Consider the following 26,575-nt stretch of genomic DNA (forward strand, 5'->3'; position numbering starts at 1 on the left):
TCCTGTACGTCGCCCCAGCGAAACCGTCAAAGGCACCCAGGGACAAGAAACCGGCCCCCCTGTTTTTCTCTCCCGCGTTGCCTTGCATGTCTTTCAGGAACTCAAGACCCGCACCGGAGAGTCTCAGTGCGCTGACTGATGCCTCGAACGGCTGCAGGGTTCTGGTGGTACTGGTTTTACCTTCACGGTAATGACCTGACCTCGACGTTTCGCAAAGGCTGGACGACCTAATGCACAACGGCCAGCCCCTAGCGCCTGGCGCGGTTGGCGCGACCCGCCATTCAACTTTCATAAAAGCTTAACGAAAGTGCTGCAAAGTTCGGGAGCCCGTTATCACAATGAGTTCCTTCGATGAAAAATTTGATGAAGTCTGCTGCACTCGCCGTTGCGGTTTCTCTTTGTGCAAGTTCCATGGCTTTTGCTGAGGAAAGCGTTCGTCTGAGCGGCTCAGGCGCTAGTTTCCCGGCACCGATCTACCTGACCTGGTTCAAGGATTTCAGTAAGAAAACCGCAGGCGTCACTGTGGATTATCAATCCAAGGGCAGTGGCGCCGGTGTGCAGGACTTCCTGAACAAAACCGTCGATTTCGCCGCCAGTGACTCGGCAATGAAAGACGAAGATATCGCCAAGGTTGCCGAAGGCGTGCAGTTGCTGCCGATGACGGCAGGTGAAATCGTGTTGGCTTTTAACCTGCCGGGCAATCCTAAAGAACTCAAATTGCCACGCGACGTTTACTCCAACATCTTCTTGGGCAAGATCACCAAGTGGAACGACCCGCAAATCGTTGCAGCCAACCCGGGCCTGAAACTGCCTGATATGCCGATCACCGTGGTCGTGCGTGCAGACTCCAGCGGTACCACTGCGGTATTCACAAAGCATCTGGCGACGATCAACCCACAGTTCCAGAAAGATTTGGGTGAAGGCAACACCGTCAACTGGCCTGCCAGCGACAAATTCATCAAATCGCCGAAGAACGATGGTGTGACAGCGACCGTGCGCCAGACTCCGGGCGCTATCGGCTACATCGAATACGGTTTCGCCAAGCTGGCCAAGGTTGACTTTGCCCAACTGCAGAACAAGGCCGGCAAGTACGTTGTCCCTAACGCAGAAAGCGGTGCCGAGGCCCTCGCGGCTGTGAAAATGCCGGAAAGCCTGGTGGCCTGGCTGCCGGATCCGGACGGCGCCAAGTCCTACCCGATCACGTCCTACACCTGGATGATCTTCCGCAAGCACAACGAGAACCCGGCCAAGGCCAAGGCGATGCGCGAAATGGTCGAATACAGCCTGACCGAAGGGCAGAAAATCGCCGACTCGATGGGTTACATCCCGCTGCCGAAATCGGTTGTCGATGAGGTTCGCAAAGCGTCCGCCAACATCCAGTAACGCACGTGAGGCCTCTCTCGGTATGCGCGCTCAGCCATACCGGGAGCGTTTCCCCCTTGTTCCGGAGTTAGCCTATGAGCACACCTTTTGTCGTACCGGTTAACCAGGATTCTGCCTGCCAGCCACCCTCTGCAAAGGATTTCCTGGTTGATCGCACCTTCCGTGCGCTCGCACGAATAGGGGTGGTTCTGATTCTGGCGTTGGTCTTCGCCTTGGTATTCGAGGTGGGACGCAAGGCCCTTCCAGGCATGGAAAAGCACGGTTTTGATGTGCTTCTCGGCAGCGTCTGGGACGTTAACCAAGGCAAGTACGGCATTTTGCCGGCCATTTGGGGCACGCTCTACAGCGCCCTGATCGCACTGCTGATCGCAGGCTTTTTCGGCGTCAGCATGGCGATTTTCCTGACCCAGGATTTCCTGCCGGCGAAGCTGGCAGCCGTGTTTCGAACCATCGTCGAATTACTCGCGGCCATCCCCAGCGTCGTTTATGGCCTGTGGGGGATTTACGTGGTGATCCCGACGATTCGCCCGCTTACGGCGTGGCTGAACAGCGAACTGGGCTGGATACCTTTTTTTGGCACAACCTTGAGCGGGCCGGGGCTGCTTCCTGCGGCGTTGGTACTGGCCATCATGATTCTGCCGACCATTGCGGCCGTGTCGCAGGACGCCCTCACCGGTGTCCCGATGAAAACCAAACAGGCCGCCTACGGCATGGGGACCACCCATTGGGAAGCGATTCTGAAAGTGATGGTGCCATCCGCCGCCACCGGTATTTTCGGTTCCCTGGTCCTCGGCCTGGGTCGCGCGCTAGGGGAAACCATGGCGCTGGCCATGCTGGTGGGCAACGCGAACAACATCTCGCTTTCTCTGTTTGCCCCGGCCAATACGCTAGCGGCCTTGTTGGCGCTGAACTTCCCTGAAGCCGGGCCGAACGAAATCGAAGTATTGATGTACGCCGCACTGGTACTGATGTTTATCACGCTCCTGGTGAACGTCATCGGTTCCATGATCATGGTCTATGCCCAACGTGGTACTAAATGATGACTGACATCACTTCCTCTACAGCCGCTTTACCAAGCCTGCAGCGCAAGTTTGAAGGCCGCGCCCTGCGCAGCCTGGTGTTGACCACACTGGTCTGGGGTGGTGCTCTACTGGCCAGCGTGCCGCTGATTTCCGTGCTCTACATGCTGATCACGCGCGGAGGGGCACGCCTGAGCCTGGAGGTATTCACCGAACTGCCGCCAACCGGTTTCGAGACCGGCGGTGGCTTCGGCAACGCGATGGCAGGCACCTTCGTCATGGTCGGTATCGCGGCGGCAATCGCGGTGCCGGTCGGCATCATGGCGGCCATCTTTCTGGCGGAACTGGGGCCAGACAGCAAGCTGGCAAACGCCGCGCGCTTTGCCGCCAAGATGCTCACGGGCCTGCCATCCATTCTGGCCGGGGTGTTTGCCTACGCGCTGGTGGTGATGACCACCGGTACCTATTCAGCACCGGCGGGTGGCGTGGCACTGGCGGTACTGATGTTGCCCATCGTCGTGCTGACGGCTGAAGAGTCGATGAGGATGGTGCCTAAAATCATGAAGGATGCGGCCTACGGCATGGGCTGTACCCGCTCGCAGGTCATCTGGAAAATCGTCTTGCCTACCGGCATGCCGGCAATCCTGACGGGCGTCATGCTCGCCGTGGCCCGCGCCGCGGGCGAAACCGCGCCGTTGTTGTTTACCGCGCTGTTCAGCAACTACTGGATTTTTCACGACGGCAGCCTGGCGGTCATGAATCCGACTGCATCGCTTGCCGTGCTGATTTACAACTTCTCCGGCATGCCCTTCGACAACCAACTCGAGCTCGCATGGGCAGCCTCACTGGTGCTGGTGATGATCGTACTGGTCGTGAATATTGTCAGCCGCATTTTCGGCAAGCCCAAGTATTGAGAACGGGAGCATCTGAATTTTGAACGTATCAACTGCGCAAATAGCCGCTCCGTTTGTCACCCAGGCGCCTGTGGTCATGGACTGCAAGCTGGACAAAATTTTCTACGGCAACTTCATGGCGGTACGTGACAGCCATGTGCCGATCGAAAAAAACAAGATCACCGGTTTCATCGGCCCTTCTGGCTGCGGCAAAAGTACCGTGCTGCGTAGCCTCAATCGGATGAACGATCTGGTGAAAGGCTTTCGGTTTGAAGGGCACGTGCATTTCCTTGGGCAAGACGTCTATGGCAAGGGCGTTGACCCGGTGGTCGTGCGGCGTTACATCGGCATGGTTTTTCAGCAGCCGAACCCATTTTCGATGAGCATTTTCGACAACGTTGCGTTTGGCCTGCGCCTCAATCGCTACAAAGGCGACCTGGGAGACCGTGTAAAGCACGCCCTGCAAGGCGCGGCGCTGTGGGATGAGGTCAAGGACAAGCTCAAGGTCAGCGGCCTGTCACTCTCCGGCGGCCAGCAACAACGGCTTTGTATCGCTCGCGCCATCGCGACCGAACCTGAAGTGCTGTTGCTGGATGAGCCCTGTTCGGCACTCGACCCGATCGCGACGCGCCGGGTCGAGGAGTTGATGGTTGAGCTGAAGAAGGATTACACCATCGCCCTGGTCACCCACAATATGCAGCAAGCCATCCGTGTTGCGGACACGACGGCGTTTTTCTCGGTTGATATTTCTCAGGGCACGCGCACCGGTTATTTGGTTGAGATGGGCCCAACGGCGCAGATTTTCGATAACCCGCGCGAACAAATGACCGGGGATTACATCAGCGGCAAGTTCAGCTAAACAGCAAACGTCCAGTCAAGACCGCATACCGCTATAGTGCCAAAGGTGCTTTAGCGGGCATCCGGTCGTTTTACCTGCTTATCTACCGTTTCCCAGGATTGCCAATGCCTGCACCCCGTCGTCTTGATTTACCTGCAATCGAACGCGCGCTACGCGAGGTGCAGAGCCGCTTTTCCGAGCTCAGCAGGCACTTTACCGAGCCGCGCGACCCCTTGACTGACGAAGTGCTGCACAATGTACTTGAAGGTTATGCGTTGATTGACAGCTATGTCGCAAGCGGCGTAGACCTGTTCGACCTTCAGCAACTGAACCTGATGCTGGAGATCAACGCCACCGTGCTCTGTGGCCGGGACCCGGTACGCCGACGAGAATACGCTCAACATCTGGCGGCGACCGAGGAACACTTCTTCAACAACGTCGAGGGGGGGATAAAAGACTTGTTCAATTGGTACTGTGCGTATCGCAGCGAATCCGTCTGGAAACGTGCAGCCGGTGTCTACGTGCGAATCCTCAGCAAGCCGCAGTTGTTTATTGAAGGCAATAACCGCAGTGGGTCGCTCATCGTCAGCTATTTGCTCATGCGCGCAGGTTTGCCTCCGTTCGTGCTGACGCTGAAAAACGCCGAGGGCTACTTCAACCCGTCATCGGTCATACGCAACTCCGCCAAGCATGGCGTCAAGGCGTTGTATGAATTGCCCAAGATCAAGAAAAAGTATGCAGCCTTCCTGGAAGAACAGGCATCTGATTCAATGAAATTTCTTCTCAACGACAAGGCCTCGCCCCTCTACCAGGAGGGTCATCGATGAGCCGGTATCCCACGCTCGCTAAATGCCGAGCTTCCGGCAGCCGGGTATGGCACGCCATGCGGCGCGCCGTCCCGATGCACGGATTCAGGCGTCAGCGCATACGCATTTCGTTCGATATCGATGACACCCTGGCCTGCCAACTCCACCACTGCGCGGTCGAGCCAAGCCGGCTGCCGGCCTGTGTGCATCGTTGGCTGGGTGAACCACTGCGTATCGGCACACGCTCCCTGACCCAAGAGTTACGTCGCCAGGGCTGCAGTATCTGGGTATACACCTCGTCCGGTCGCACTCCGTCCTACATCAGGCGTTGGCTATTGCTGTACGGCATCCGCGTCGACGGGGTGGTCAACAGCATGCTGCATAACCGCGCCCTGACGGTGCATGGCCTGTCGAACGCGCCCTCGAAATTTCCGCCGGCATTCGATATCGACTTACATGTCGACGATTCCGAAGGCGTGCGGACTGAAGGGCGTGATCACGGTTTTCGCGTTGTTGTCGTGCATCCGGAGGATGAGCGCTGGGCACAGAAAGTCCTCGATGCCGTGGCGGAAGTCCAAACACAGCTCGCTTGGCAACAACCGTTCAGGAACAAGAAGCCAGCACAACAATGCTCGGAAATTGTGCCCTCGTGAGTTTTAGTAACCCTGGCTTCTCACCGCGGCCCATGGCTGCAAAAAAATCTTCACGGTCTGGACATTCTCTTGTGTGTTCATCGAAATCGCTCCATTGCCTTTACCCTAACCGGACACGTTGTGGGCCTGCGGGTGAGGAAGAGGGTATTCGCACGCCGCGCGGGTATTGGCTGGCAGTCAATTCGATCAAAAGCGACGCGCAACGCGATCTTGCCTGATGCGCAGGACGTGCTTAGGGCGCGAGTATTTCCTGAAGAAACGCGATGAATACACTGATGCGGCTGGAACCACGGTGGTTGGGCAGATACAGCGCATTGATGCAGGTGCTTGCACTGCCTGGGTTGACTTCATATTGCTCCAGCACCCGCGTCAGCCGACCTGCACTGACGTCCTCACGTACCAGCCAATCGGCCAATAGCGTCACCCCGCCACCGGCCAAGGCAGCCTCGCGCAGAATGTCGGCATTGTTGCTTTGCAGCCGTCCCTGCACATTCACGCGGATGACGTCCTCATCGCCCAGGAATGTCCAGTCGTGGTGGCCGGTGTGGTAATCGAAACGCAAGCACGGGTGCTCGAGCAAGTCGCGAGGGTGTCGCGGCAGTCCGGTTCGTGTCAGGTATTCGGGACTCGCCACCACCCAACGCTGGAAATAGCCCAGCCGCTTGCTGACGATGTCATCACTGACAACCGATGAACCAAGACGTACTGACACATCGATTTGTTCGCTGAGCAGGTCACTGACCTCGTCGCTCAGCGAGAGACTGATTTCCAGACCGGGATGGCGTTCAAGCAACCGCCCCAAGTGCGGGGCGATGATTCGCCGGCCGAATTCCACCGGGACACTGACCCGCAAACGCCCCTGAGCTTCGCTGCCACGGTCGGCAACGACGGCATCCGCGCCATCGATGGCCTCAAGGATCGCCACGACTTTATCGAAATAGTGCTGCCCCGCCACCGTGACGCTCGTATTGCGCGTGGTGCGGTTGAGCAGGCTGGCGCCCAACTCACTTTCCAGCCCCGCGACCTGCCGTGTCACAGACGATGTGGAGATGCCGAGCTTACGCGCCGCAGATGAGTAACCCCCACAGCGCACCGTTTCGACAAACATTTTCAGCGCCAGCAACTTGTCCATGCACGGATTCCGAGATCGAAAGGTAAAGGTAGCGACTGTGCATGACCAGGCAATGGGAGTCTTGCATGGCTGTGCTCAATGGCTTGATTGGTTAAGGAGGCTTGCGATCTCCCTATTGATCGGATGATAATCAAAATTGATCAAATGATCGACCGATTAATAGAGCGACGTCTCGGAGCGGGTACATGCCACGGCGGGAACCGGTCGCTCTGAACCCGTGCAAGCACAAAGGCGCGCACTTGAACCCGTCAAGACAACAATAAAAAGGAGATCGACGATGCAATGCCCCTGCTGTCTTTCAAAGACCCGTCGCCAACTGCTGGGCATCATGGCAGCTACCGCCGGTGGTCTGCTGGTTACCCGTTTATCACCCGCCTCGGCGGCACCGATCAAGAAAGGTGCCGATGTCCCGGTGCGATCGGTGGACATCCATGCACATTACTACCCTGAAGAGTTCTTACACCTCCTGGGAAGTGAGGGCAAAACGTTCGGTGCAAGCTATACCCGCCAGGAAACTACTTTCAGCTTCTCCACCCCGGCCGGAGGATTGGGGCCATTGCCGTTGAAATTCATCGACGTGCAGGCGCGTTTGCTCGATATGGACCGTTCCGGCGTCGACGTACAGGCGCTGTCCCTTAGCGTGCCAATGGTGTACTGGGCAGATCGACAACTCAATGCCCGCCTGGCACGTGCCTGGAACGATGCTGCGTCGATGGTCCATCGCCAACACCCACAACGTTTTGTGGTGCTGGCCACGTTGCCGATGCTAGAGGCTGACGATGCCATCGCCGAGCTGGAACGCGCCGCCGAATTGCCTGGGGTTCGTGGGGTGTACATGGGCACAAACATCAACGGCCTGGACCTGGACAATCCGCGCTTCGCGCCCGTCTTTGCCCGTATAGAACAGCTCGGACTCCCAGTATTCCTGCACCCGCAACAAACGGTCGGCGGCAACCGTCTGAGCAACTACTACTTGAGCAACTTGCTGGGCAACCCGTTCGATACCGCTATCGCGGCGTCACACCTGATCCTCGGCGGAGTATTGGATCAATACCCTCAACTGCATGTGTCATTGCCTCACGCCGGTGGGGCTTTGCCAATACTCGTGGGACGTCTCGATGCCGGGTGGACCTCACGCCCTGAGACACGACGCCTGGCCCAGAAGCCGAGCAGCTACTTGACGCGATTCAGCTACGACACCGTGTCGCACTCCGGGCCGGTGCTGGACTATTTGATCGCCAACGTCGGTATCGACCATCTGGTCCTGGGCAGCGACTACTGCTTCGACATGGGCTATGAACAGCCGGTGCGTTTTGTCGAAAGCGTAGGCTTGGGCCCGCGCGAGAAAGCGGCAGTACTCGGCGCCAACGCAGCCAGAATCCTGAAACTCCCCGTATAGCGTTGGTGAAACTCTCGATTTCCCTTTGGCCGGTTTGACCGGCCTTTTTTTTGCGAACCGTTCAAGACTTCACCAGATCGTCTCTGCCGTTCGCTCGGGACCCCAGCCAAGATGATCGAACCGAATAAACAAATACTGATCAATCATAACCATGGGCCCATGCAGCTTTAAATAAATCAGTCAAAAGACTATAAAAAACCAACCGACCCGCATTGCCGACAGCAAGCACTACACCCATTAGATTATATTGGCCCATCTGTAGACAAACATGGATAAACATCATTTTCGGTAATAATCAGTATCCCGCCTGAGCATTTCTACAAACAACCTGGCGACAGCATAATCAGCTCCAGAAGCAAACAAAGAGATCTTGTCCCCTCTCTCATTCTTACTGGAAGACACCCTGATGAAATATGCAATGCTCGCCTCACTGATGATGTTTAGCGTATACGCTTCAGCCCATGATGGCGCCAACAACAATGCCTCTGCCCCTGAACCTGAGCGGTACAATTATTCCGAACACCTGGATATCGCCAAGGTCATCGACATCACTACAGCAGAGGACACAAACAACGCTTGTGGCCCAGTGGACGCGCACATGGTGTATGTGGATCACAAGGGTATAACGCACGACCTGCAATACAAAATACTCGGTGGCGCTTGCCAGAATGGTTAAAACTTCAAAGTTTACAGGTGCTAAAAAAGAGGAGACCGCTTCGATCTGAAGCTAATCTCCTCTTTTTATATTCAGTCTAGAAAGACTGCAACAGCCCAACGATCACAGCCCACTTTCATCCCGCCAACGCAAGGCTCTCGCCAATAAGTCCGATGTGAGCCGCTCCATCAGGCTTGGGCGATCCCCATAATCCGATTGCCCATACTCACCCCCCAATCCGCCATACGCATGCCTTCTGCAAGTTGTTGGTGCTGCCAGGCAAGCAGGGCTTTATCGAGGTCGCCGATGTCGTCGATTGCTTGCGCCAGGGCCAGTGCATTGCGGGCTGCCTTGGCCGTGCTTCCGGCGGTATGAGGACGCGGCACAAAAGCGGCGTCGCCAGTCAACAGCACACGGCCAAACACCATCTGAGGAACTTTGAGATCAAGGATCGCTTGCACAAAAATATCTTGGGTCTGGCGAATCAGTTCCCGAAAAGCCGGGTTCGCCTGCCGCTCCCCCATTCCCCGTATGTAAGCATCCTGCCCAGCGGCCAAGGCTCCGGGTGGAATGGAGTGACTACGCCGACGGCCATCGCAGTCAGTGAGCACAGCGTCCAGTTCCGCCCCTTGTGCAGCTTTCAAATACCACAGCCAATTGAACCGACGCTCGCCCGGATTAACGGAGCCATTCACGCTCGGCACCATGTATTCCAACATCAGCGATTCAGGGTCTTGTTGAAAAACAAAGTCCTCGTAAAGCTGCATTTTGGCGAAGTCTGGAAGTTGCTCTTCATCGACCAGCCCGCGCCACACCACATACCCCGAATAGCTGGGTACTGTTCCAGGCAACACCACGCTTCGCACGGTTGAACCCGAGCCATCAGCGCCAATCAGCAGGTCTGCCTCGGCAGTGCTGCCGTCGGCAAAAATCGCAGTCACCCGGTGTTCATTCTGAGTCAGATCCACCAACGTCTTGCCACGGTGATAATGCTCAGCAGCAAATGCAGAAAATAATGAGCTGTACAGTGTGTTCCAGGACGTCTGGGTTTGCGGCATCGGCTCTTTATGCACGACGCTACCCTCTCGATCCAGATAGAGACGATCATGGGACCGGACGCCGAGCGCTCCTGCCGGATGAATGCCCGCATAACGAAAATGGTGCAGGACGTCCGCTTGCAGAACGATGCCCCCGCCACGACTATCCATCGCCGCAGGGGATCGCTCGTAAATATCGACCTGCCAACCAATCGCGCGTAACGCCGTGGCGGCGAACAGCCCGCCTAGGGATCCACCAATGACCAAGGCCTTTGGAACGCCTGAACTCTTCATTACCTTTCTCCTCGTTGCAGGGTGATTCCCGCAGCTGCGGTTTACCGTTGCGTTATGCCAACACCGGATAGTCGATGTACCCCTTGGCGTCGCCGCCAAAAAAGCTGTTGCCGTCAGCCACGTTGAGTTCGTTGCGACCACGCAAGCGAGCCGGTAAGTCGGGGTTGGCAATGAACGGGCGACCAAACGCAATGAGGTCTGCACGGCCCTGCGCAATGGCCTGTTCGGCCGTTTCGCCGGAGTAGCCACCCGCCAACATCAGAACGCCGTGGAAGTCAGTACGCAGTTGCTTGATGATCGCGTCCCAGCGTGGATCGTTACTTTCATCGAGCACTGTGCCGACCATCATCGGTTCTACCAGGTGCAGATAAGCGAGATGCCAGTGATTGAGCCGGGATGCGATGTAGCCAAAGGTTTGTTCCGGGGTGTCATCGCCCATTCCCATGAAACGTCCCATCGGTGTCAGGCGGACAGCAACACGTTCGGCACCTACTTCCGCGGTCACGGCTTCCACGACTTCAAGCAGCAACCGCGCACGGTTTTCGATACTTCCCCCGTAGCGATCACTTCGCTGATTGCTGGCGCTGTTGATGAATTGGTCGAGCAGGTAGCCGTTGCCCGCGTGAATTTCCACACCATCCATACCGGCCAGAATCGCGTTGCGAGCGGCCCTGCGGAAGTCACCAACGATCGCTTCGATCCCAGGAATGTCCAGCGCCTGAGGGACAGGTACATCACCCCATACGCCCTCGCCCTCTTCATTCAGGATGAAGGTCTTGCCGGGCACTGGCTGCGCGGTCGGTGCCACCGGCAAGCCGCCGTTAGGCTGGAACACCGGGTGCGACACCCGCCCCACATGCCAGAGCTGCAGGAAAATGCGCCCGCCTTCTGCGTGCACGGCTTCGCTGACAGCCTTCCAGCCCTGAATCTGCTCGTCGCTATGGATGCCGGGCGTCCAGGCGTAACCCTGGCCCTGCTGCGAAATCTGTGTAGCCTCGGTAATGATCAATGCAGCACTGGCACGCTGACGGTAGTACTCGACGTTCATCGATGTCGGTACGTTGCCAGGTTGCCCCGCTCGCGAGCGAGTCAGAGGCGCCATGACGACGCGGTGATCGAGGGTGAATTGGCCGAGTTTGATAGGGCTGAACAAGTGATGAGTCATGATGATGTCCTGAATGGATTGGGATTGAAAAACCGCCTCAGGCGGCTTGGCTTCGCTTCAGTATCTGGATCATTATTTCGATGGGCTGCGCGCCACTGATCACGTCATCTGCGATCTGAATACTCGGCACCGAGCGCACACCGGACGCCTTGGTTTGGGCTTCGAGCTTCAAGACTTCAGCGGTGCCTTCATCGGCCTTGAGAAAGTCGACAATGACCTCTCGGTCCAGCCCGGTTTCGGCAGCGATGTCGGCCAGCACAGTGAGGTCGCCGATATCCCGCCCTTCGCTGAAGTACGCCTTGAAAATGGCCTTGACCAGCAAGGAAGCATCTCGACCCGCCTGTTGCTCGCGCCATACCAACCGATGCGCGGCCAGGGTGTTGGGGGTTTTTTCGACGCGCTCGTAATCGAACTCAAGACCGACGGCCTTACCGGCGTGAGTGACCTGTGCGTCCATCGCCTGGCTACGCGCCCAGCTGCCGAACTTGCCAGAGCGATAGGCTTTGCGATCCATGCCTCGAACCGGCATGTCCGGGTTCAACTGATAAGGCAGGAAACTGATTGGGCGGTCCGTTGAAAAACCCGAAGCGGCCAGCGCGCGTTCAAGATTTTCCTCACCGATCCAGCACCATGGGCAGATGAAGTCGTAAGTCACCTGAATTTTGGATGAATGCAAACTCATGACGGTCTCCGTGGTTGAATGTTTCACCCCCCCAAGGTAGGTGCCGGAGCGCCGACAGAGAATCCACCTGCTGCACAACGTTGCTTTTCGCAAAACGCAACGATGCACCGATCACGTCGTCGGCTGTGTTTGCGACTTGAGCAATTCGGTGAGGAAATCAATGAACGCATTGATACGTTTCGAGCCGCGATGATTGGGCAGGTACAAAGCCGAGATCGCTGAACTGGCGCTGTTCGGATTGACGACAAAAGCGTCGAACAAGGCAGTGAGTCGACCACTGTCGACGTCATCATTGACCAACCAATCGGGTAACAGCGCCACCCCGCACCCGGCCAGCACCACTTCGCGCAGGACCTCGGCATTGTTGCTCTTGAATTGCCCTTCGACGGGCACGCGCAGCTCTTGGCCCTGCTCTGTAAATGTCCAGAACTGCTGTGGCGCGCCATAGTTGAAGCGCATGCACTCGTGCTGCATGAGGTCCATGGGTCGGTCGGGAAATCCTCGAGCGTTCAGGTACTCGGCGCTGGCGACTACGCGGCGGCGAAAGTTGCCGATGCAGCGGCTGACCAGCGTTTCCATCGCCGCTGGCGACCCCAGCCGGATCGATAGATCGATGCGTTCGCCGAGCAAATCGACGATGTCGTCCGATAGCGTCATATCCAGTACGAGCAGGGGATAGCGCGCTAAAAGCGCGCCGATATGAGGGGCAATAAGACGCTGTCCAAACGCCACGGGCACGGAGATACGCAACTGTCCCGCGGGCACTTCACCGCGGTCCGAAACTGACTCGTCGGCGTCAGCCATGGCGCTCAGAATATCCCGGCTTTTCAGGTAGTACACACTACCGGCATCGGTCAACGTGACTTGCCGGGTAGAGCGATTCAGCAGCACGGCACCCAGGTCATCCTCAAGCCTGTCGATCATTCTGGTGACTGAAGAGGTCGCCAGATTGAGTTGCCTGGCGGCAGACGAAAAGCCTTTGGAATCTACTGACTGGATGAATATTTTCAGTGCGAGCAGCTTGTCCATGAAACCCCTTCCGTCATTACGCTCCTTGAGCGCCTATCTTTGGACATCGGCGCACCCTGCGCGAGTTAACGGTTGTTAATTCTGCCGCCGTTGCGCCTGGCGCAATGTAGCGTTGCGCCTTGATGGGGTACTCCATCACAAGCGCCCTCTCTAAGCTCACGACATGGAAAATCGCCGCCCATCGCACGCGGCGGATTGAAAAATCTGTCGTTAATTCAGCTCGAGAGGTAAGGCGATGAAGCGCAAGACGATCATCGGTGCCGTTCTGGCAATCGGCGTCGCGGGGTTAGGCTTTGCGTTCTGGATGATGTGGAGGCCGGAAATTGCCACTGTCAGCCAACACCTGAATGCTGATCGCGAGACGCTGGACAGAGGCCGCCGCGTGGTCGAAGCGGGCGACTGTGCGGTCTGTCACACACGGCCAGGGGGCGCCTACATGGCCGGCGGTTTGCCGCTGGTAACGCCCTTCGGAACCCTCTTCACCACCAACATCACCCCGGACCCGCAGTCCGGTATCGGTCAGTGGTCGCTGGACGCCTTTGAACGGGCCATGCGTGAAGGCATCGCGCGTGACGGCCACTTTCTCTATCCGGCCTTCCCCTACGTGCATTACCGGAAGCTGAGCGATGCCGATATTGCCGACGCCTATGCTTTCCTGATGAGCGTGGACCCGATCAAATACACCGCACCGGAAAATCATATGGTCTTCCCCATGAACTTCCGTCCGCTGGTGTCTTTCTGGAACTTACTGTTCCTGCATGGGGATCCGCTGGAACCACTTCCCAACCGATCAGCACAATGGAACCGCGGACGTTATCTGGTCGAGGGCGCGGGGCACTGTTCGTCGTGCCATTCGCCCCTGAATCTGATTGGTGGGGAGAGAGGCAGCGAACTGTTCAACGGTGGCGTCGTCGACGGCTGGACAGCTCCTGCCCTGCGCGGAATGACCGAGGCACAACACCCCTGGAATGAGGCCCAGTTGGTCGCCTATCTGACGGGCGAGGTCGCCGAAGGACATGGCGCAGCGGCGGGCCCGATGTTGCCGGTCAGCCTGAGCATCGCGCAATTGCCGGCGGAAGACGCGCATGCCATCGCGCAGTACATTCTTGACCTCAAGAAAACTTCATCGGATGCCCCATCGCCGCCCTGCACCTCTGGGGTCAAGCCCAGCGCCACGGCGCTGCGGGGCGCCGCGTTGTTCGAGGGGGCCTGCGCGAGTTGCCATGGCCGCGCGGCGCCGATGCGCGTCATTGAATCGCGGCCGGCACTGGCGAACACCTCGGCGGTGAGGGCGGACTCGCCACGCAATTTGATCCAGACCATCCTGCAGGGCATTCCGATGTCCAGCGCCGCTTCCAGCCACTACATGCCTGCCTTCGCCCACAACCTGGACGACACCCATGTGGCCGCACTTGCCGAGTACTTGCGCAATGAAAGCTGTGCAAACCGACCCTGGACGGATCTCGACAAGACAATCAAAAGTATTCGGGCTCAGGAGCAGCAACCGTGATCACACTTGACATCAACGGCAAGACTCACGAACTGGACATCGCGGACGACATGCCCCTGCTATATGCCTTGCGCAACCAGGTGGGGCTCAATGGCGCCAAATACGGCTGCGGCCTGGGTCAGTGCGGCGCGTGCACCGTGTTAGTGAACGACAAGCCGGTGTTTTCCTGCCTGACGCCGTGCGGCGCACTGGCGGGCAAATCGGTACGCACCGTCGAGAGCCTGGGCAGCGTCGACCAACCGGGGCCGTTGCAGAAAGCCTTTATCGATGAACAGGCCGCCCAGTGTGGTTATTGCATCGCGGGAATGATCGTGAGGGCGCAGGTGCTGCTGGAGGCCAACCCTCATCCGGACGATGAAACGATCCGCCGCCACATGGCACCGAATTTATGCCGCTGCGGCACCCACGTGCGGATCTTCGCCGCGATCAAGTCGGTTGTCGCGCAGGGAGGCAAGGTATGAAAACCCCCACGCAAAACGTCAATCTGAGCCGCCGCGCCTTCGTGATAAACGGGGCTTTGGTGATGGGGTTCGCGATGCTTCCAGGTATTCCCCGGGCCTTCGCTGACACCGAGGTGGACACCTTGGGTACGACAATCCTGGCGCCTGATCTGCCCGGCAGCCTGCGGGCCACGCCCTATCTGGACGCCTGGATCCGCATTGATGCGAAAGATGGCATCACCGTCTACACCGGCAAAGTGGAGCTGGGCACGGGTGTTAAAACTGCGCTCCTGCAGATCGCCGCCGAACGCCTTGAAGTGTCACCTGGGCTCATCCGTTTTCTCACTGCCGACACCGCACTGACACCCAATGAGGGTTACACCGCCGGCAGCCATACGATCGTCGACAGCGGCACTGCACTGTTCAACGCCGCGGCCCAGGTGCGGCAGTTGTTACTCGAGTCCGCAGCACGGCAATGGCAGCGCAGCATCGACAGCCTGACCACGCGGGATGCGGTGATCTACGATACACAAGGCCGCAGCATGACCTACGCACAGGCAGTGGTGGGGGTTCAACTGCATCGCTTTGCGTCGGCCAACTCGCCCTTCAAGCCCGCTGGCACTTTCACCCTGATCGGCAAATCGTTGCCTCGGCTGGACATCCCGGCCAAAGTCAGCGGCGGTGCGGCCTATGTGCAGGACATGCGGCTGCCCGATATGCTGCACGCCCGGGTGATACGCCCGCCCCGGCGCGGCAGTCAGCTTCTGGAGATCGACGAGGCCGCCCTCAGGCAACTTCCCGGCGAGGTGAAACTGGTCCGCAATGGCAGCTACCTCGCCGTGGTCGCCACCGACGAATGGCTGGCGGTCAAAGCGATGCGCGAAGGCTACGCCAAGGCCCGCTGGACAGAAGGTAACCCGCTGCCTGACTCGACACACATCCATCAACTCCTCACCGAATTACCGGCGCGGCGCTATCCGGTGAGCGCCAAGGGTGACCTCCCGCAACCGCTGCCGCGTGCTTACAAGGCCCGGGTGACCAAGCAATACCTGATGCACGGCTCCATCGGGCCCTCCTGCGCAGTGGCCTGGTTCAAGGATGGAACATTGACCGTCTGGACCCATACCCAAGGTGTCTACCCTCTGCGCGCGGGTATCGCCGAGATGGTCGGCCTGCCAGTGGCTCAGGTGCGTTGCATCCACGCTGAAGGTTCCGGTTGCTATGGCCACAATGGCGCCGATGACGCCGCCGCCGATGCCGCGCTGATTGCCATGGCCATTCCCGGCAAGCCGATTCGGGTGCAATGGATGCGCGAACAGGAAAACCTCTGGGAGCCGTACAGCTCGGCCATGCTTGCCGAGGTGGAAGCGGGGCTGGACGACAGTGGGCGTCTTCGCGACTGGAAATACGAGCTCTGGAGCACCCCGCACAACGAACGTATCGTCAATGCCGGGCGCCTGTTGCCGGCGTGGCTGTTGGCCAATCCCTTCACCCCGGCACCTTCGGTGCCGATTGCTCAGCCCGAAGGTGACGGCGACCGTAATGCCGTTCCGTTGTATGAGATACCCAACCTGAAGGTCGACATGAACTTTGTGCTGACCATGCCATTCAGGACCTCGGCCATGCGTTCGCTCGGTGCCCATATCAACGTGTTCGCCATCGAGAGCACCGTCGATGAACTGGCGGCTAGGGCCACCATCGACCCGGTGCAATTTCGCCTGAATCACTTGAGCGATCCGCGAGCACGGGCGGTGGTGGAGCGCGTGGCCGGTGAGTTCCGCTGGCCGCACAAAGCAACGGGACCCGGCAGCGGAATCGGCTTCGCCTTTGCCCGCTACAAAAACATCATGGGTTACTGCGCGATCGCCGTGCAGTTGCATGTGCAGCGCCAGACCGGGCAAGTGATGATCGATCGCGTAGTCGCCGCCGTCGACGTGGGGCAAATTGTCAGCCCCGACGGGCTGCTCAATCAGATCCAGGGGGGCATCGTGCAGTCCGCGAGTTGGACGCTCTATGAACGAATCCTCTATGACGCCAGCGGCATGCACAGCTTCGACTGGAGCGGCTATCCGATCATGCGTTTTCCGGATTTACCGCAACAGGTCGAGGTCCACATGATTGATCAGCCGGATCAGCCATTTCTGGGTGCCGCGGAAATCGTCCAGGGCCCCATGGCCGCAGCACTGGGCAATGCCATCAACGATGCCACCGGCAAGCGTTTGCTCGATCTGCCCCTGGCACGACGTGGCTGGCAGGATGCCCTGGGGTCATGACCGATCCGGGCGGTGTCGACGTTATGCCCTTCAGCCAAAAGTAAGCCACCCGATTCCGGCGAAACGTCTGAATCGGTAGCCAGGCGCACGCTCGTGAGCGCCTGGAGTTCATGCAGCAACTAGTTAACGCGAACACTAATAACCCGAATCAATCAGCCTTCAGCAGCGCTCTCCATGTTGCCGGCGTACCCAGTTCAGAATCGACCAACTGATTTTCGAATCGATTGCGCTCACCTATGGCACTGACCGAGCGATCGGTAATAGAGAACCAAAAGATACCGACAAATGCTACGGCCATGGAAAACAAGGCCGGATATTCGTATGGGAACCAGGCTTGCGGATTATGGAGGATCTTGACCCACACAGTCGGGCTAAGAACGCATAGGGTAATGGCTGATACCAGCCCCAGCGATCCGCCAATCACGGCGCCACGTGTCGTCAGGCCCTTCCAGTAAATCGACAATAACAGCACGGGAAAGTTGGAACTTGCGGCGATGGAGAACGTTAAGCTCACAATAAATGCGATGTTCTGTTTTTCAAAAGCAATGGCCAATAGAATCGACAACACCCCCAACGCGATGGTTGTAACGCGAGAGACGCGCATCTCTTCACGGTCGCTGGCGGTGCCCCGGCGCAAGGCATGTGCATAGAGGTCATGCGAAACAGCAGACGAGCCTGCAAGGGTGAGCCCAGCCACCACCGCCAATATCGTCGAGAACGACACAGCACACATAAACCCTAGGAACACATTACCGCCTACGTTGTGTGCGAGGTGAATCGCAACCATATTAACGCCGCCTGATATTCCCCCTGATGCATCGTGATAGGCCGGATTGCTGGCAACCAAGGCGATAGTGCCGAAGCCGATGATTACGATCAGGGCATACCCTATGCCGACAAGACCGGTGGCATAAAGAATACTTTGGCGTGCGGCCTTAACGTTACCGACAGTGAAAAACCGCATGAGAATATGTGGAAGGCCTGCCGTGCCGAAGACTAACGCCAGGCCTAGGGAAATCGCAGACACCGGGTCGCTGATCAGACCGCCTGGACTCATGATTGCTATATGGGAAGGATGCACCTGGGTCGCTTGAGTAAACAGCTGGTTCAGGCTGAATCCGAATTGGGACAGCACCATGAAAGCCATGAAGACGCAGCCGGTCAGCAGTAATACGGCCTTGATAATCTGAATCCAGGTGGTTGCTAACATCCCACCAAAGAAAACATAAATCACCATTAGCGTGCCCACTAGAAGCACTGCTGCGGTGTAATCGAAACCAAACAGCAACTCCACTAGTTTTCCGGCACCTACCAGTTGAGAAACCAGGTAAAGCAACACGATCACAATGGAACTGGAGGCTGAAAATGCCCGTATGGGCCGCGGTTTCAACCGATAGGACAGTACATCCGCCAGGGTGTAGCGCCCCAGGTTTCGCAGTGGCTCCGCAATCAGAAACAGAATGATCGGCCAACTGGCAAGGAAGCCGATCGAGTAAATCAGCCCATCAAATCCACTGGTGAAAACCAAGGCGGAGATGCCCAGCAAAGACGCCGCAGACATGTAGTCGCCAGCGATAGCCCAGCCATTCTGGAAGCCGGTGATTTTTCCTCCTGCGGCATAGTGATCCGCGACGCTATTGTTTTTGCGTGCCGCCCAGCGGGTGACGAACAGCGTGAAAATAACGAAGGCCAAAAACATGCCGATGGCAATGGGATTATGTTTTTGTACGGCGCCAGGGAGATCGGCCGCGTATACCGTTACCGAAGCAAGCATGGCGGAGATTGTAATAAGTAGACGCTTCATTTGTTGAAGCTCCTGATAATTGTTTTTATTTTAGGGTCGTAGCAGGTGTTAGTGCGCCAGACATAGACAGCAACGAGGAGAGTCGTGAAAGCGAGCATTCCAAAACCGATTGGCACGCCCCACGTCATCGGCTGCCCTTCTGTGATAGGCGTACCCAAACGGGCAGGTATAAAGGCCAGGGAAAGAATAAAACCAAAATAGACGGCGAGCATAAGCGCCGTCATGCTCCACGAAAATAGTCGGCGCTGTTTTACCAAAGCACGAAACTCCGTATTTTCGAGAATCGGGTTTTGAATAGTGTCGTCAACCTGTTCAGCGGACATGGTCGGGCCACCGTCTTGCGGATATGTATGTTCCATGGTGATCTCCAGCAAATGGCTTGTGGCTGAGTTAAAACTTCACGGGCACTGCAGTCTCACGCATCACGGCTTCCGGAGTCCGGTACAACTCCGCCATGTCACGCTCTTCCTCGCTTTTCAGTTGCGCCTGCATATACGCGCCAAGATGCCTGGCGTGCTGAACAATCGACGCGCCGAAACGACAGCGCCGCTCGCTGTAGTCCGCCAATGCCTCTTCAACCGTTGCATGTCGCGCAAGTGCGTCCACGATTGCCAACGCATCACCGGCGGCCTTGGTAACGCCCATCCCACAATGGGGACGCGCCACGAATGCCGCGTCGCCGAGCAACGCGACACGGCCAAAATTCATCTTCGGTACTTCCAGGTCGTAAATTGGCTGGAATAACGGCTGAGCAGCTTTCTTAACGACTTCGGCAAACTGCGGGGCCAGTAATGTCTCTGCGGACTTGTACATATTGTCGAGCACATCACGACGTATCAGCGCCGGAGGAATTCCGCCTTCAAACTGTTTACCGCTTTCATCACGCAGCAAATCCTTCAAGTCATCGTCATCGCTGGTGCGGTACCACACGAAGTTGTAACGGCGCTCGCCGACAAGGGTGCTGTTGGAATGCCCGGCAACTGGATACCCCAAGATCTGCTCATGCGGGGGCAAACAAAACGCGAATTTATCGAAAAGTGTGGCGTGGGCAGCGTCAGACAGAGCACTTTCATCGACTAACCCGCGCCAGGCGATATAGCCGGCATATTGCAGATGCACATCGGGTAAAAAATGTTGGCGAATCGTCGACCGAAACCCATCAGCCGCAACAATGACGTCTGCTTGATGAGTCGTCCCATCGGCCAATGTCACGCTGGCATGGGTTTCAGTACTTTCGACCGACACCACACTGCCACCGCAGCGATACCGTGAGTCTGGGAATGCACAGCGAAGCACCTGGTACATCTTCCCCCACGCGGTCAACGTTTGTGGAAGCGCATTCTCAAGTACGGCTTCGCCGTCCTGGGCCAAAGTGACGCGCGACAGCACATCGATACCTACCGATGCGTCGAGGGGAATTCCCGCTGCGGCCATCGCTTCGAACAACTCAGGGTGTGTAACGATCCCTGCGCCTCGTCCAGCGAGTTCATCCGGAACGCGTTCGAAGACCTCAACGTCCCAACCGTTGCGCAACAGCATATTTGCTGCAAACAGGCCGCCCAGCGAGCCGCCCACGACTATGGCGCGGGGCTTGTTCGAGGCGTTCATCATGGCTGCTCTCCCACCGTTGCAGAGGCATGGGAGGCGTAAGAACCCACAGCATCGATCTCGGAGGCCGGGAAATTGAGCTCGATGGTGACACCAGACGGATCTTCGATGAACACTTGATGCAGGCCTAGGCTCGGCACGGTGCGATCGCGCCACGCAATCCCTTCGGCTTTGAAGACGTCCCAGAACTCGACCAGGCCGGTGACCAAAAAAGCAATGTGATCAACCGTCCCAGTGCCTGTCAGCGGGATTTCTTTATCGCCCAGGTATTTTTTCAGGCCTTCAGGATTGGAAGGATCAATCCCGATAATGTGGACCGTGCCGAAGTCCTTCTCATCACCGCCCATGTACAACCAAACGCCAGGAAAATCGAATGGCGGCCGGTAGCCAGGAGTAAAACCGAGGACCCTTTCATAGAATCGACTGGACTTTTCCAGGTCGAACGACCGGATCGAGTAGTGAGCGAGCTTCACGACTTGCATGGTGCCTCCAACAGTTTTTTTGTATTTATTTATCAGTTGATAAACAATACGACCAGCTGAAATTGAAGTAAATAGGTGGCGGATCAAATTTTTGAGGACAGGCTTGAACCACGCGGTGGCGTCGCCAACAGCGAACGGGCTTCAGGCGTTGGGAAAGGGCTTTTCAGAGCAGGATGGTGCGCGGAAACCCCTCTTCACCCGCTCAGTTGAAGGCTGAAACAGGTGATGAGTGGTCGACAAAAAAGCAGGGCAAAATAGGCGATCAGGAGGCAACAAACAGGAAATCGAAACCGATCAATTCAAGCGAGGCTTCTTACCCAAATCGTTATCGACTTGCTGCAATACGTGGGGACTGCCGTTAAGGAACGCATCGACCATTTGCTCGATCAGCGCATCTATGTCCTCAGTCACTGGAAGATCGTAAATCCATTTGCGAACACCGATATAGAAAATGCTGGCATGCAGACTCCAGATCAGCTCGAGCTCTTTTTCATTGATCGTGTCACCTGAGGATGGAGCCAATCCATGAGTCTGACGGATTTCTGCAATGACAGGGATGAAGACCCGCTCACGCAATTTAGCCAGATACCGATCATTGATACCTTCACGTGTCAGCCCGGCGAATACGAAGATACGAATCCACTCTCGCCGCAGAATCACACGAGCGTATGAGGTGTAGAAATGAACCAGGCGAGACTGAAGGGGTTCGGAGCGATCCTTGATCATCGCCTCCCACGAGGAATCCCACTGATATACCTCGTCGTACACGCGGTCTATCAGTGCCTCTTTGCTGGGGAAATATCGATAGAGTAACGGTTGGGTAATATCCAGTTGTCGCGCCAGCTCACGGGTACTGCCCGAGAATCCGCACGTCGCAAAATGCTCGATAGCTTTCTGCACGATTTGCTTTTCCCTGACCTCAGGCGAAAGGCGTCGAGTCGTCGATTTGACGGGGTCTGCTGATTTCGCTGATTTTCCCGACTCGTTCTCGTCTCTATCTTTTGAGTCTTGCATAACACCTCGCTGGAGCTTCATTAAGGCATCATACAAAACAAAAGAATGCACTGGCTATGAACCACACCTATTTGGCCAGACGACTTTCAATATCCTTCTTGAACAACGCAGGTCGGCTTAAATAATGCCCCATGGCCAACACTTCCATTTGGCCGTCGATCTCCAGCGCAAATGCCGGAAAGCCGCGCGCATTCAGAGCTTCAAGCATCTCGTTGCTGCGCTTGATGTGGTCTTGCAATGAGTCTGCCGTGATCAAATCAAAAGTTGCCATAAACGATTCGGGTTCAAACCCAAGCTCATTGGCAATGCCGGCGATTACCCCTCGGTCAGCAATGGCCTGACCTTCTTGGTAGTAGGCAATTTGCAGGCGTTTGAGCATTTCGATGCCACGTCCGGACAGCTGTTGAGCGGTCAACATCGCTGCAATCGGTGGCGAAGAGTCCAGCTGGACATTTTCATGTTCCAGTACGCCTTGAACATAGGCGTCCGCGAAGGTCTGTTTGCTGAATGCCGTAATCCGGGCTTCGTGAGGACGAACAAAATCGCGCCACTCACCCGACATCAACTTGCTTTTGTCCCCCGAAAGCATGCCCACGCCATGGGCCTGAATTTCCAGGCCAGGAATAGCGGTGGCCGCCGTGATCATCGGCGCCGCCCCATAGCACCAGCCACAGAACGGGTCGTAGACGTAATGCAATGTCGCAGTGCTCATTCAAATCTCCGGGATCTGCCGTGCCACACGGCGAAAGGGGTTCGTTACGTCGTGGATCAAACATGCGAAAACAGCAATGAGGCGATCAGCGCTCGGCCAAGCCTTCAGGCCCGAGCAATTCGCTGATGAAATCGATAAACGCATTGACGCGTTTGGAGCCACGATGATTGGGAAGATACAACGCAGAAATGGCCGAACTGGCATCGTTCGGATTGATAACAAAGGACTCGAACAATGACGTCAAATCACCGCTGCCAATATCGTCGTTGACGAGCCAGTCAGGTAACAGAGCCACCCCGCCACCCGCCAGCGCAACCTCACGTAAAACTTCCGCATTGTTGCTTTTGAAGCGCCCCTCAATCGGTACCCGAGTCTCCTCACCTTCCTTTAAGAAAGTCCACACCTGCTGCTTTGGGCCGTAACTAAAACGCAGACACTCGTGTTGCATGAGGTCCATGGGATGTTCAGGAAAACCATGTGCATTCAGGTACTCGGCACTGGCCACAACCCGGCGTCTGAAATGACCGACGGGACGACTGACGACACCATCCATGGCTGCTGCCGATCCCAATCGGATCGCCAGATCAACGCGTTCCCCCAGTAGTTCGACGATGTCATCGGAGAGCGTCATGTCCAACACAAGTTGAGGGTATCGCTTCAACAGCGAGGCAATATGCGGCGCAATCAGACGGCGCCCCAGCGCTACGGGCACGGAAATACGAAGATGGCCCGCAGGGAGTTCCCCGCGGTCAGTGACCGAGGCATCCGCCTCGGCGACAGCATTCAGCACCTCCCGCGCTTTCAAGTAGTAGGCGGCCCCGGCATCTGATAATGAGATTTGACGCGTGGATCGATTAAGCAGGACAGCGCCTAGTTCCGCCTCAAGCCCATCGATCATCCGAGTCACAGAAGACGTCGCCAGGCCTAACTGTCGAGCGGCAGAAGAAAAGCCCTTCGAATCCACAGCCTGGACGAACATCTTCAATGCGAGCAGCTTGTCCATGACACTCCTTGACTCACCCGTTGTTCATCTTGAGCATTGCGCCAGTTCGGGTCCGACGAGAAACCACCGAGAAGACGACCAAAGCGACCAGTGACAATCCGCTTCCCACCGCAGCAATCGCCAACCAGCCGGCATGTTCATAAAGCGAACTGGCCACCGAAGAACCGATTGCACCACCGATAAAGATACTGATCATGTACAACGCATTCAGACGGCCTCTGTTAGCAATGCCCAAGGCGTAGACGGCTCGCTGACCCAACACCATGTTCATTTGCACTGCAAAATCCAGCGCTACACCGGTGACCGCTAACCCAATCACACCGTAGAAGGGATTGATGAAGGCCGGTAGGAAACTCAATATACCCAGCACCATGGCCAACTGCGACGCTCGTCGAGTATGTCCTGCATCAGCGAGTCGACCACTGATAGGTGCGGCAATTGCACCGATCGCGCCGACCAGAGAGAAAATCGCAATCTGACTTTGCGTGAGGCCGAACTCACGACTCAATATCAACGGCACAGCGGTCCAGAATAAACTGAACGCCGCAAACATCAGCCCTTGATAAAGCGCGCGCTGACGCAGCACGGGCTCGCGACAAAACAGTTGTCCCAGGGACATCAGCAATTGACCATACGACGCGCGATGGGTCGGTTGCCATTTAGGCATGGTCATGCCAATCACGATGGAGATAACGAGCATCAAGGCGGCGGCCCCGATAAACACCGCCCGCCAGCCCAAATGATCGGCAACCAGACTCGACAGCGGCCGCGCAAGCAGAATCCCTAGCAGCAAGCCACCCATAATCCCGCCAACTACCCGACCGCGAGATTCTTCCGGTGTCAGATGTGCCGCCAACGGGATAAGCATCTGCACGGAGACTGAGCTGAAACCGATGAGTGCCGACACCACTAGAAATACACTCGGCTGCTTGGACAAACCGGCGGCTACCAGGCTGAAGATCGTAATCACAATTGTCGCGATCATCAGCCGACGGTTTTCTACCAGATCCGCCAAGGGCACCAGGAAAAACAATCCGAGCGCATAACCAATCTGAGTCAGCGAAACGATGAAACTCGCGCGTCCACTCGACATGCCGATATCCGGAGCGATCAAGCTGATAATCGGTTGAGCGTAATAGATGTTGGCCACGATGGCACCGCAACAAAAAGCAAACAGAAGCACGAGCCCCTTTGTCATCGACGCTTTTTGTATCGTCGCTGCTGTATCTCTTGTAGAAACGCCCATGCCATAGACTCCTGAGGTTCGACAGCGGTGACTCTTCAGAAAAAGTCACGCGCATTGATGTTTTCCAGGTCAACAACATAGGCGGCACTGCATCTTGAGAGAATATGGTCAGGACGCAACGTCGCGTTGCGTCTTGCGCAAGAGATACCCAGGCTCGGTGAGCGCCCCCGCTTGATTCGAGGACGAGGAATCGCCATGCGCCAAGTAAACTGACTCGCCGATGATCCAAAGGCCAAATACAACTTCCGATGGGATCCGGCTACTTACACGGTGGCCGAGAAACTAACCGGCTTTCGGCTGGAACGACGCACCAATTACCTGATCAAGCGGAATGGCCAAGACAAGCAGATCCAGACATGCACGCTCGAGTGCAGTGGATGTTCGTGTGATTGCGGCGCTGAATACCGTTGCTCGTATGAAGCAAGCGACTGCTCAAAATGCGGCCACACCGGCAAGAGGCGAATGACCTTTGGTTTTCCCGGCATCTCCCATTTGGAGCGGGAAGCAGGCGTGAAAAATAGAGAAGTCACGCAAATGTCACGCACACGAAAAAGGCCAATGCTGTGAACATTGGCCTAAGTCGTTAAATTATATGGTCGGGACGGAGTGATTCGAACACTCGACCCCTAGCACCCCATGCAAGCGGACACCTCTACAGCCCGCTAACTACAAGGCTTCGCGCTTGGCGCTCGCTGCAACGATGCCCAACAGTGCGCAACCGTATTTTACAAAGTCACTCGTAAAGTCACTGAGCCTTTTCTGCCCCCTTCCCCGGCGTTCTGCCGAACGAACACAATCCCCTACTTTTTAATTTCTCTCACATACGCCTGGCACGCACGCAGCGCGATTATGGCGTTATCCCCGTCACCGGTGATGGCGAGAATTCGTTGAGCATGCGCTGGGTCAAGTTGGGCTCGCGCGACTGCATGAACCACGCCGACGGCGCCGGGGGTGGAAGGCACGTTGCAGCCACTGGCTGAATCCGCGGCGTCGAGAAGGACTGACAGCCTGACATCAGAAGTGGCAAGGCGATCGCGCAGAGCAGCCTGGTTGCGTTGGGCATCGGATAATTCCCTGGTGTGTTGTTGGTCCTGGCCGGCGAGCTGCTGCTCCAGGGCCAGGCGCTTATCGGTCTCGTCGCGCGCTTGGGCGGCGGCAGCATTGGTGATCTCCACCAGGTCATCCTTGTGCAGGCCGGCCTGCTCGGAGAGCTTCTTGCCCATACGCCAGTCCTGCACCTGCCAGGCACCGCCAAAGGCGATGGCCATCGCCAGCAGAACCGCGGCCAGGATCTGCCCGGGCGTCACGACATCACCCCGCCGGCCAGGCGGTACTGCTTGAGCAAGTCCTCAAGCCGATGCTCGCGCTGCCCATATCCCGCGCCGGGCAGGCTGGCCCAGATGTTCCGGCACTTCGCGATAGCCGTTTCGATCCGCCCGGCCACCACGTCGGGCAAAGCCCTGCACTCGCGGATGTGCTGCAGCGCCAGAAGGTCTTG

At 57.0% G+C, this 26,575-nt stretch carries 25 protein-coding genes, 1 tRNA gene and 1 pseudogene; 11 read left to right on the forward strand and 16 right to left on the reverse strand.

The genetic code is table 11. The features are described from left to right. Positions 1-351 precede the first annotated feature (351 nt). The 6 genes from pstS (at position 352) to ACP7E3_RS07235 (ending at position 5,592) form a co-directional block, all read left to right on the forward strand. On the forward strand, positions 352-1,383 hold the full coding sequence (gene pstS, locus ACP7E3_RS07210) for a phosphate ABC transporter substrate-binding protein PstS (RefSeq protein WP_057005722.1): 1,032 nt from the start codon (positions 352-354) through the stop codon (positions 1,381-1,383). Between the two features lie 74 nt (positions 1,384-1,457). Continuing rightward, positions 1,458-2,423: a phosphate ABC transporter permease subunit PstC gene (gene pstC, locus ACP7E3_RS07215; RefSeq protein ID WP_126588888.1), complete on the forward strand. Its 966-nt coding sequence runs from the start codon at positions 1,458-1,460 to the stop codon at positions 2,421-2,423. Further along, the gene (gene pstA, locus ACP7E3_RS07220; protein WP_026140105.1) at positions 2,423-3,316 is read left to right on the forward strand and encodes a phosphate ABC transporter permease PstA; all 894 of its coding nucleotides are present in this window, start codon (positions 2,423-2,425) and stop codon (positions 3,314-3,316) included. Before pstC ends, pstA begins: the two co-directional genes overlap by 1 nt. A 76-nt stretch (positions 3,317-3,392) precedes the next feature. Then, positions 3,393-4,154: a phosphate ABC transporter ATP-binding protein PstB gene (gene pstB, locus ACP7E3_RS07225; RefSeq protein WP_017847588.1), complete on the forward strand. Its 762-nt coding sequence runs from the start codon at positions 3,393-3,395 to the stop codon at positions 4,152-4,154. A 104-nt stretch (positions 4,155-4,258) separates the two neighbouring features. After that, a complete protein-coding gene (locus ACP7E3_RS07230) occupies positions 4,259-4,960 on the forward strand; it encodes a hypothetical protein (protein WP_169881619.1) in 702 nt (233 codons plus the stop codon). After that, positions 4,957-5,592, forward strand: coding sequence for a hypothetical protein (locus ACP7E3_RS07235; protein WP_169881620.1), 636 nt, complete (start codon positions 4,957-4,959; stop codon positions 5,590-5,592). Before ACP7E3_RS07230 ends, ACP7E3_RS07235 begins: the two co-directional genes overlap by 4 nt. 232 nt (positions 5,593-5,824) lie before the next feature. On the opposite strand, the gene ACP7E3_RS07240 is transcribed toward ACP7E3_RS07235, so the two are convergent. Then, entirely contained in the window at positions 5,825-6,724 is a 900-nt protein-coding gene (locus tag ACP7E3_RS07240) for a LysR family transcriptional regulator (protein WP_046382743.1), read from the reverse strand. A 277-nt stretch (positions 6,725-7,001) separates the two neighbouring features. Between ACP7E3_RS07240 and ACP7E3_RS07245 the strand changes: the two genes are divergently transcribed. Beyond that, positions 7,002-8,123: an amidohydrolase family protein gene (locus tag ACP7E3_RS07245; protein ID WP_046382742.1), complete on the forward strand. Its 1,122-nt coding sequence runs from the start codon at positions 7,002-7,004 to the stop codon at positions 8,121-8,123. 406 nt (positions 8,124-8,529) lie between these two features. Continuing rightward, the gene (locus ACP7E3_RS07250; protein ID WP_017847593.1) at positions 8,530-8,799 is read left to right on the forward strand and encodes a DUF2790 domain-containing protein; all 270 of its coding nucleotides are present in this window, start codon (positions 8,530-8,532) and stop codon (positions 8,797-8,799) included. 167 nt (positions 8,800-8,966) lie between these two features. On the opposite strand, the gene ACP7E3_RS07255 is transcribed toward ACP7E3_RS07250, so the two are convergent. The 4 genes from ACP7E3_RS07255 to ACP7E3_RS07270 all read right to left on the reverse strand — a co-directional run bounded on the left by ACP7E3_RS07255 (position 8,967) and on the right by ACP7E3_RS07270 (position 12,985). Next, positions 8,967-10,109 (reverse strand): FAD binding domain-containing protein, encoded by a 1,143-nt coding sequence (locus tag ACP7E3_RS07255; protein WP_046382740.1) that lies wholly within the window; start codon positions 10,107-10,109, stop codon positions 8,967-8,969. 52 nt (positions 10,110-10,161) lie between these two features. Beyond that, positions 10,162-11,274, reverse strand: coding sequence for an alkene reductase (locus ACP7E3_RS07260; protein WP_426122697.1), 1,113 nt, complete (start codon positions 11,272-11,274; stop codon positions 10,162-10,164). Positions 11,275-11,311: 37 nt separating this feature from the next. After that, positions 11,312-11,956 (reverse strand): DsbA family oxidoreductase, encoded by a 645-nt coding sequence (locus tag ACP7E3_RS07265; RefSeq protein ID WP_057005726.1) that lies wholly within the window; start codon positions 11,954-11,956, stop codon positions 11,312-11,314. A 111-nt stretch (positions 11,957-12,067) separates the two neighbouring features. Further along, positions 12,068-12,985, reverse strand: coding sequence for a LysR family transcriptional regulator (locus ACP7E3_RS07270; RefSeq protein WP_426122699.1), 918 nt, complete (start codon positions 12,983-12,985; stop codon positions 12,068-12,070). Between the two features lie 235 nt (positions 12,986-13,220). Here ACP7E3_RS07270 and ACP7E3_RS07275 point away from each other — a divergent pair, with 235 nt between their 5' ends. The 3 genes from ACP7E3_RS07275 to ACP7E3_RS07285 are packed head-to-tail and all read left to right on the forward strand — an operon-like array spanning position 13,221 to position 17,208. Beyond that, a complete protein-coding gene (locus tag ACP7E3_RS07275) occupies positions 13,221-14,495 on the forward strand; it encodes a c-type cytochrome (RefSeq protein WP_426122700.1) in 1,275 nt (424 codons plus the stop codon). Further along, a complete protein-coding gene (locus ACP7E3_RS07280; RefSeq protein ID WP_426122702.1) occupies positions 14,492-14,956 on the forward strand; it encodes a (2Fe-2S)-binding protein in 465 nt (154 codons plus the stop codon). Before ACP7E3_RS07275 ends, ACP7E3_RS07280 begins: the two co-directional genes overlap by 4 nt. Then, positions 14,953-17,208, forward strand: a complete 2,256-nt coding sequence (locus ACP7E3_RS07285) for a molybdopterin cofactor-binding domain-containing protein (protein ID WP_426122704.1) — start codon at positions 14,953-14,955, stop codon at positions 17,206-17,208. The genes ACP7E3_RS07280 and ACP7E3_RS07285 overlap by 4 nt, the downstream gene beginning before the upstream one ends. Positions 17,209-17,356: 148 nt before the next feature. On the opposite strand, the gene ACP7E3_RS07290 is transcribed toward ACP7E3_RS07285, so the two are convergent. From ACP7E3_RS07290 to ACP7E3_RS07340, 11 genes and pseudogenes are all read right to left on the reverse strand, one after another. Next, positions 17,357-19,012, reverse strand: a complete 1,656-nt coding sequence (locus ACP7E3_RS07290) for a cation acetate symporter (RefSeq protein WP_426122706.1) — start codon at positions 19,010-19,012, stop codon at positions 17,357-17,359. Continuing rightward, the gene (locus tag ACP7E3_RS07295; protein ID WP_057005731.1) at positions 19,009-19,371 is read right to left on the reverse strand and encodes a DUF485 domain-containing protein; all 363 of its coding nucleotides are present in this window, start codon (positions 19,369-19,371) and stop codon (positions 19,009-19,011) included. Before ACP7E3_RS07295 ends, ACP7E3_RS07290 begins: the two co-directional genes overlap by 4 nt. A gap of 31 nt (positions 19,372-19,402) precedes the next feature. After that, positions 19,403-20,623, reverse strand: coding sequence for an FAD binding domain-containing protein (locus tag ACP7E3_RS07300; RefSeq protein ID WP_426122708.1), 1,221 nt, complete (start codon positions 20,621-20,623; stop codon positions 19,403-19,405). Beyond that, positions 20,620-21,102 carry a VOC family protein gene (locus ACP7E3_RS07305; protein WP_057005733.1) on the reverse strand — a complete coding sequence of 161 codons (483 nt, stop codon included), beginning with the start codon at positions 21,100-21,102 and terminating at the stop codon, positions 20,620-20,622. The genes ACP7E3_RS07300 and ACP7E3_RS07305 overlap by 4 nt, the downstream gene beginning before the upstream one ends. A gap of 294 nt (positions 21,103-21,396) precedes the next feature. Beyond that, complete coding sequence (locus tag ACP7E3_RS07310; protein ID WP_046385219.1) at positions 21,397-22,116, reverse strand: TetR/AcrR family transcriptional regulator; 720 nt, start codon at positions 22,114-22,116, stop codon at positions 21,397-21,399. A 67-nt stretch (positions 22,117-22,183) separates the two neighbouring features. Further along, positions 22,184-22,828: a DsbA family protein gene (locus ACP7E3_RS07315; RefSeq protein ID WP_046382730.1), complete on the reverse strand. Its 645-nt coding sequence runs from the start codon at positions 22,826-22,828 to the stop codon at positions 22,184-22,186. An 85-nt stretch (positions 22,829-22,913) separates the two neighbouring features. Then, entirely contained in the window at positions 22,914-23,831 is a 918-nt protein-coding gene (locus ACP7E3_RS07320; RefSeq protein ID WP_017847603.1) for a LysR family transcriptional regulator, read from the reverse strand. A gap of 13 nt (positions 23,832-23,844) precedes the next feature. Beyond that, positions 23,845-25,077, reverse strand: a complete 1,233-nt coding sequence (locus tag ACP7E3_RS07325; RefSeq protein WP_046382729.1) for an MFS transporter — start codon at positions 25,075-25,077, stop codon at positions 23,845-23,847. 593 nt (positions 25,078-25,670) lie between these two features. Further along, positions 25,671-25,739 (reverse strand) — tRNA-Pro (locus ACP7E3_RS07330). A 138-nt stretch (positions 25,740-25,877) separates the two neighbouring features. After that, complete coding sequence (locus ACP7E3_RS07335; RefSeq protein ID WP_426122712.1) at positions 25,878-26,384, reverse strand: lysis system i-spanin subunit Rz; 507 nt, start codon at positions 26,382-26,384, stop codon at positions 25,878-25,880. Beyond that, positions 26,381-26,575: pseudogene (locus tag ACP7E3_RS07340) on the reverse strand (lysozyme); the annotation flags it as partial. The gene ACP7E3_RS07335 and the pseudogene ACP7E3_RS07340, both read right to left, overlap by 4 nt.

It is taken from the genome of Pseudomonas sp. PSPC2-3, from assembly GCF_049898265.1.
Taxonomy (GTDB): Bacteria; Pseudomonadota; Gammaproteobacteria; order Pseudomonadales; family Pseudomonadaceae; genus Aquipseudomonas; species Aquipseudomonas veronii.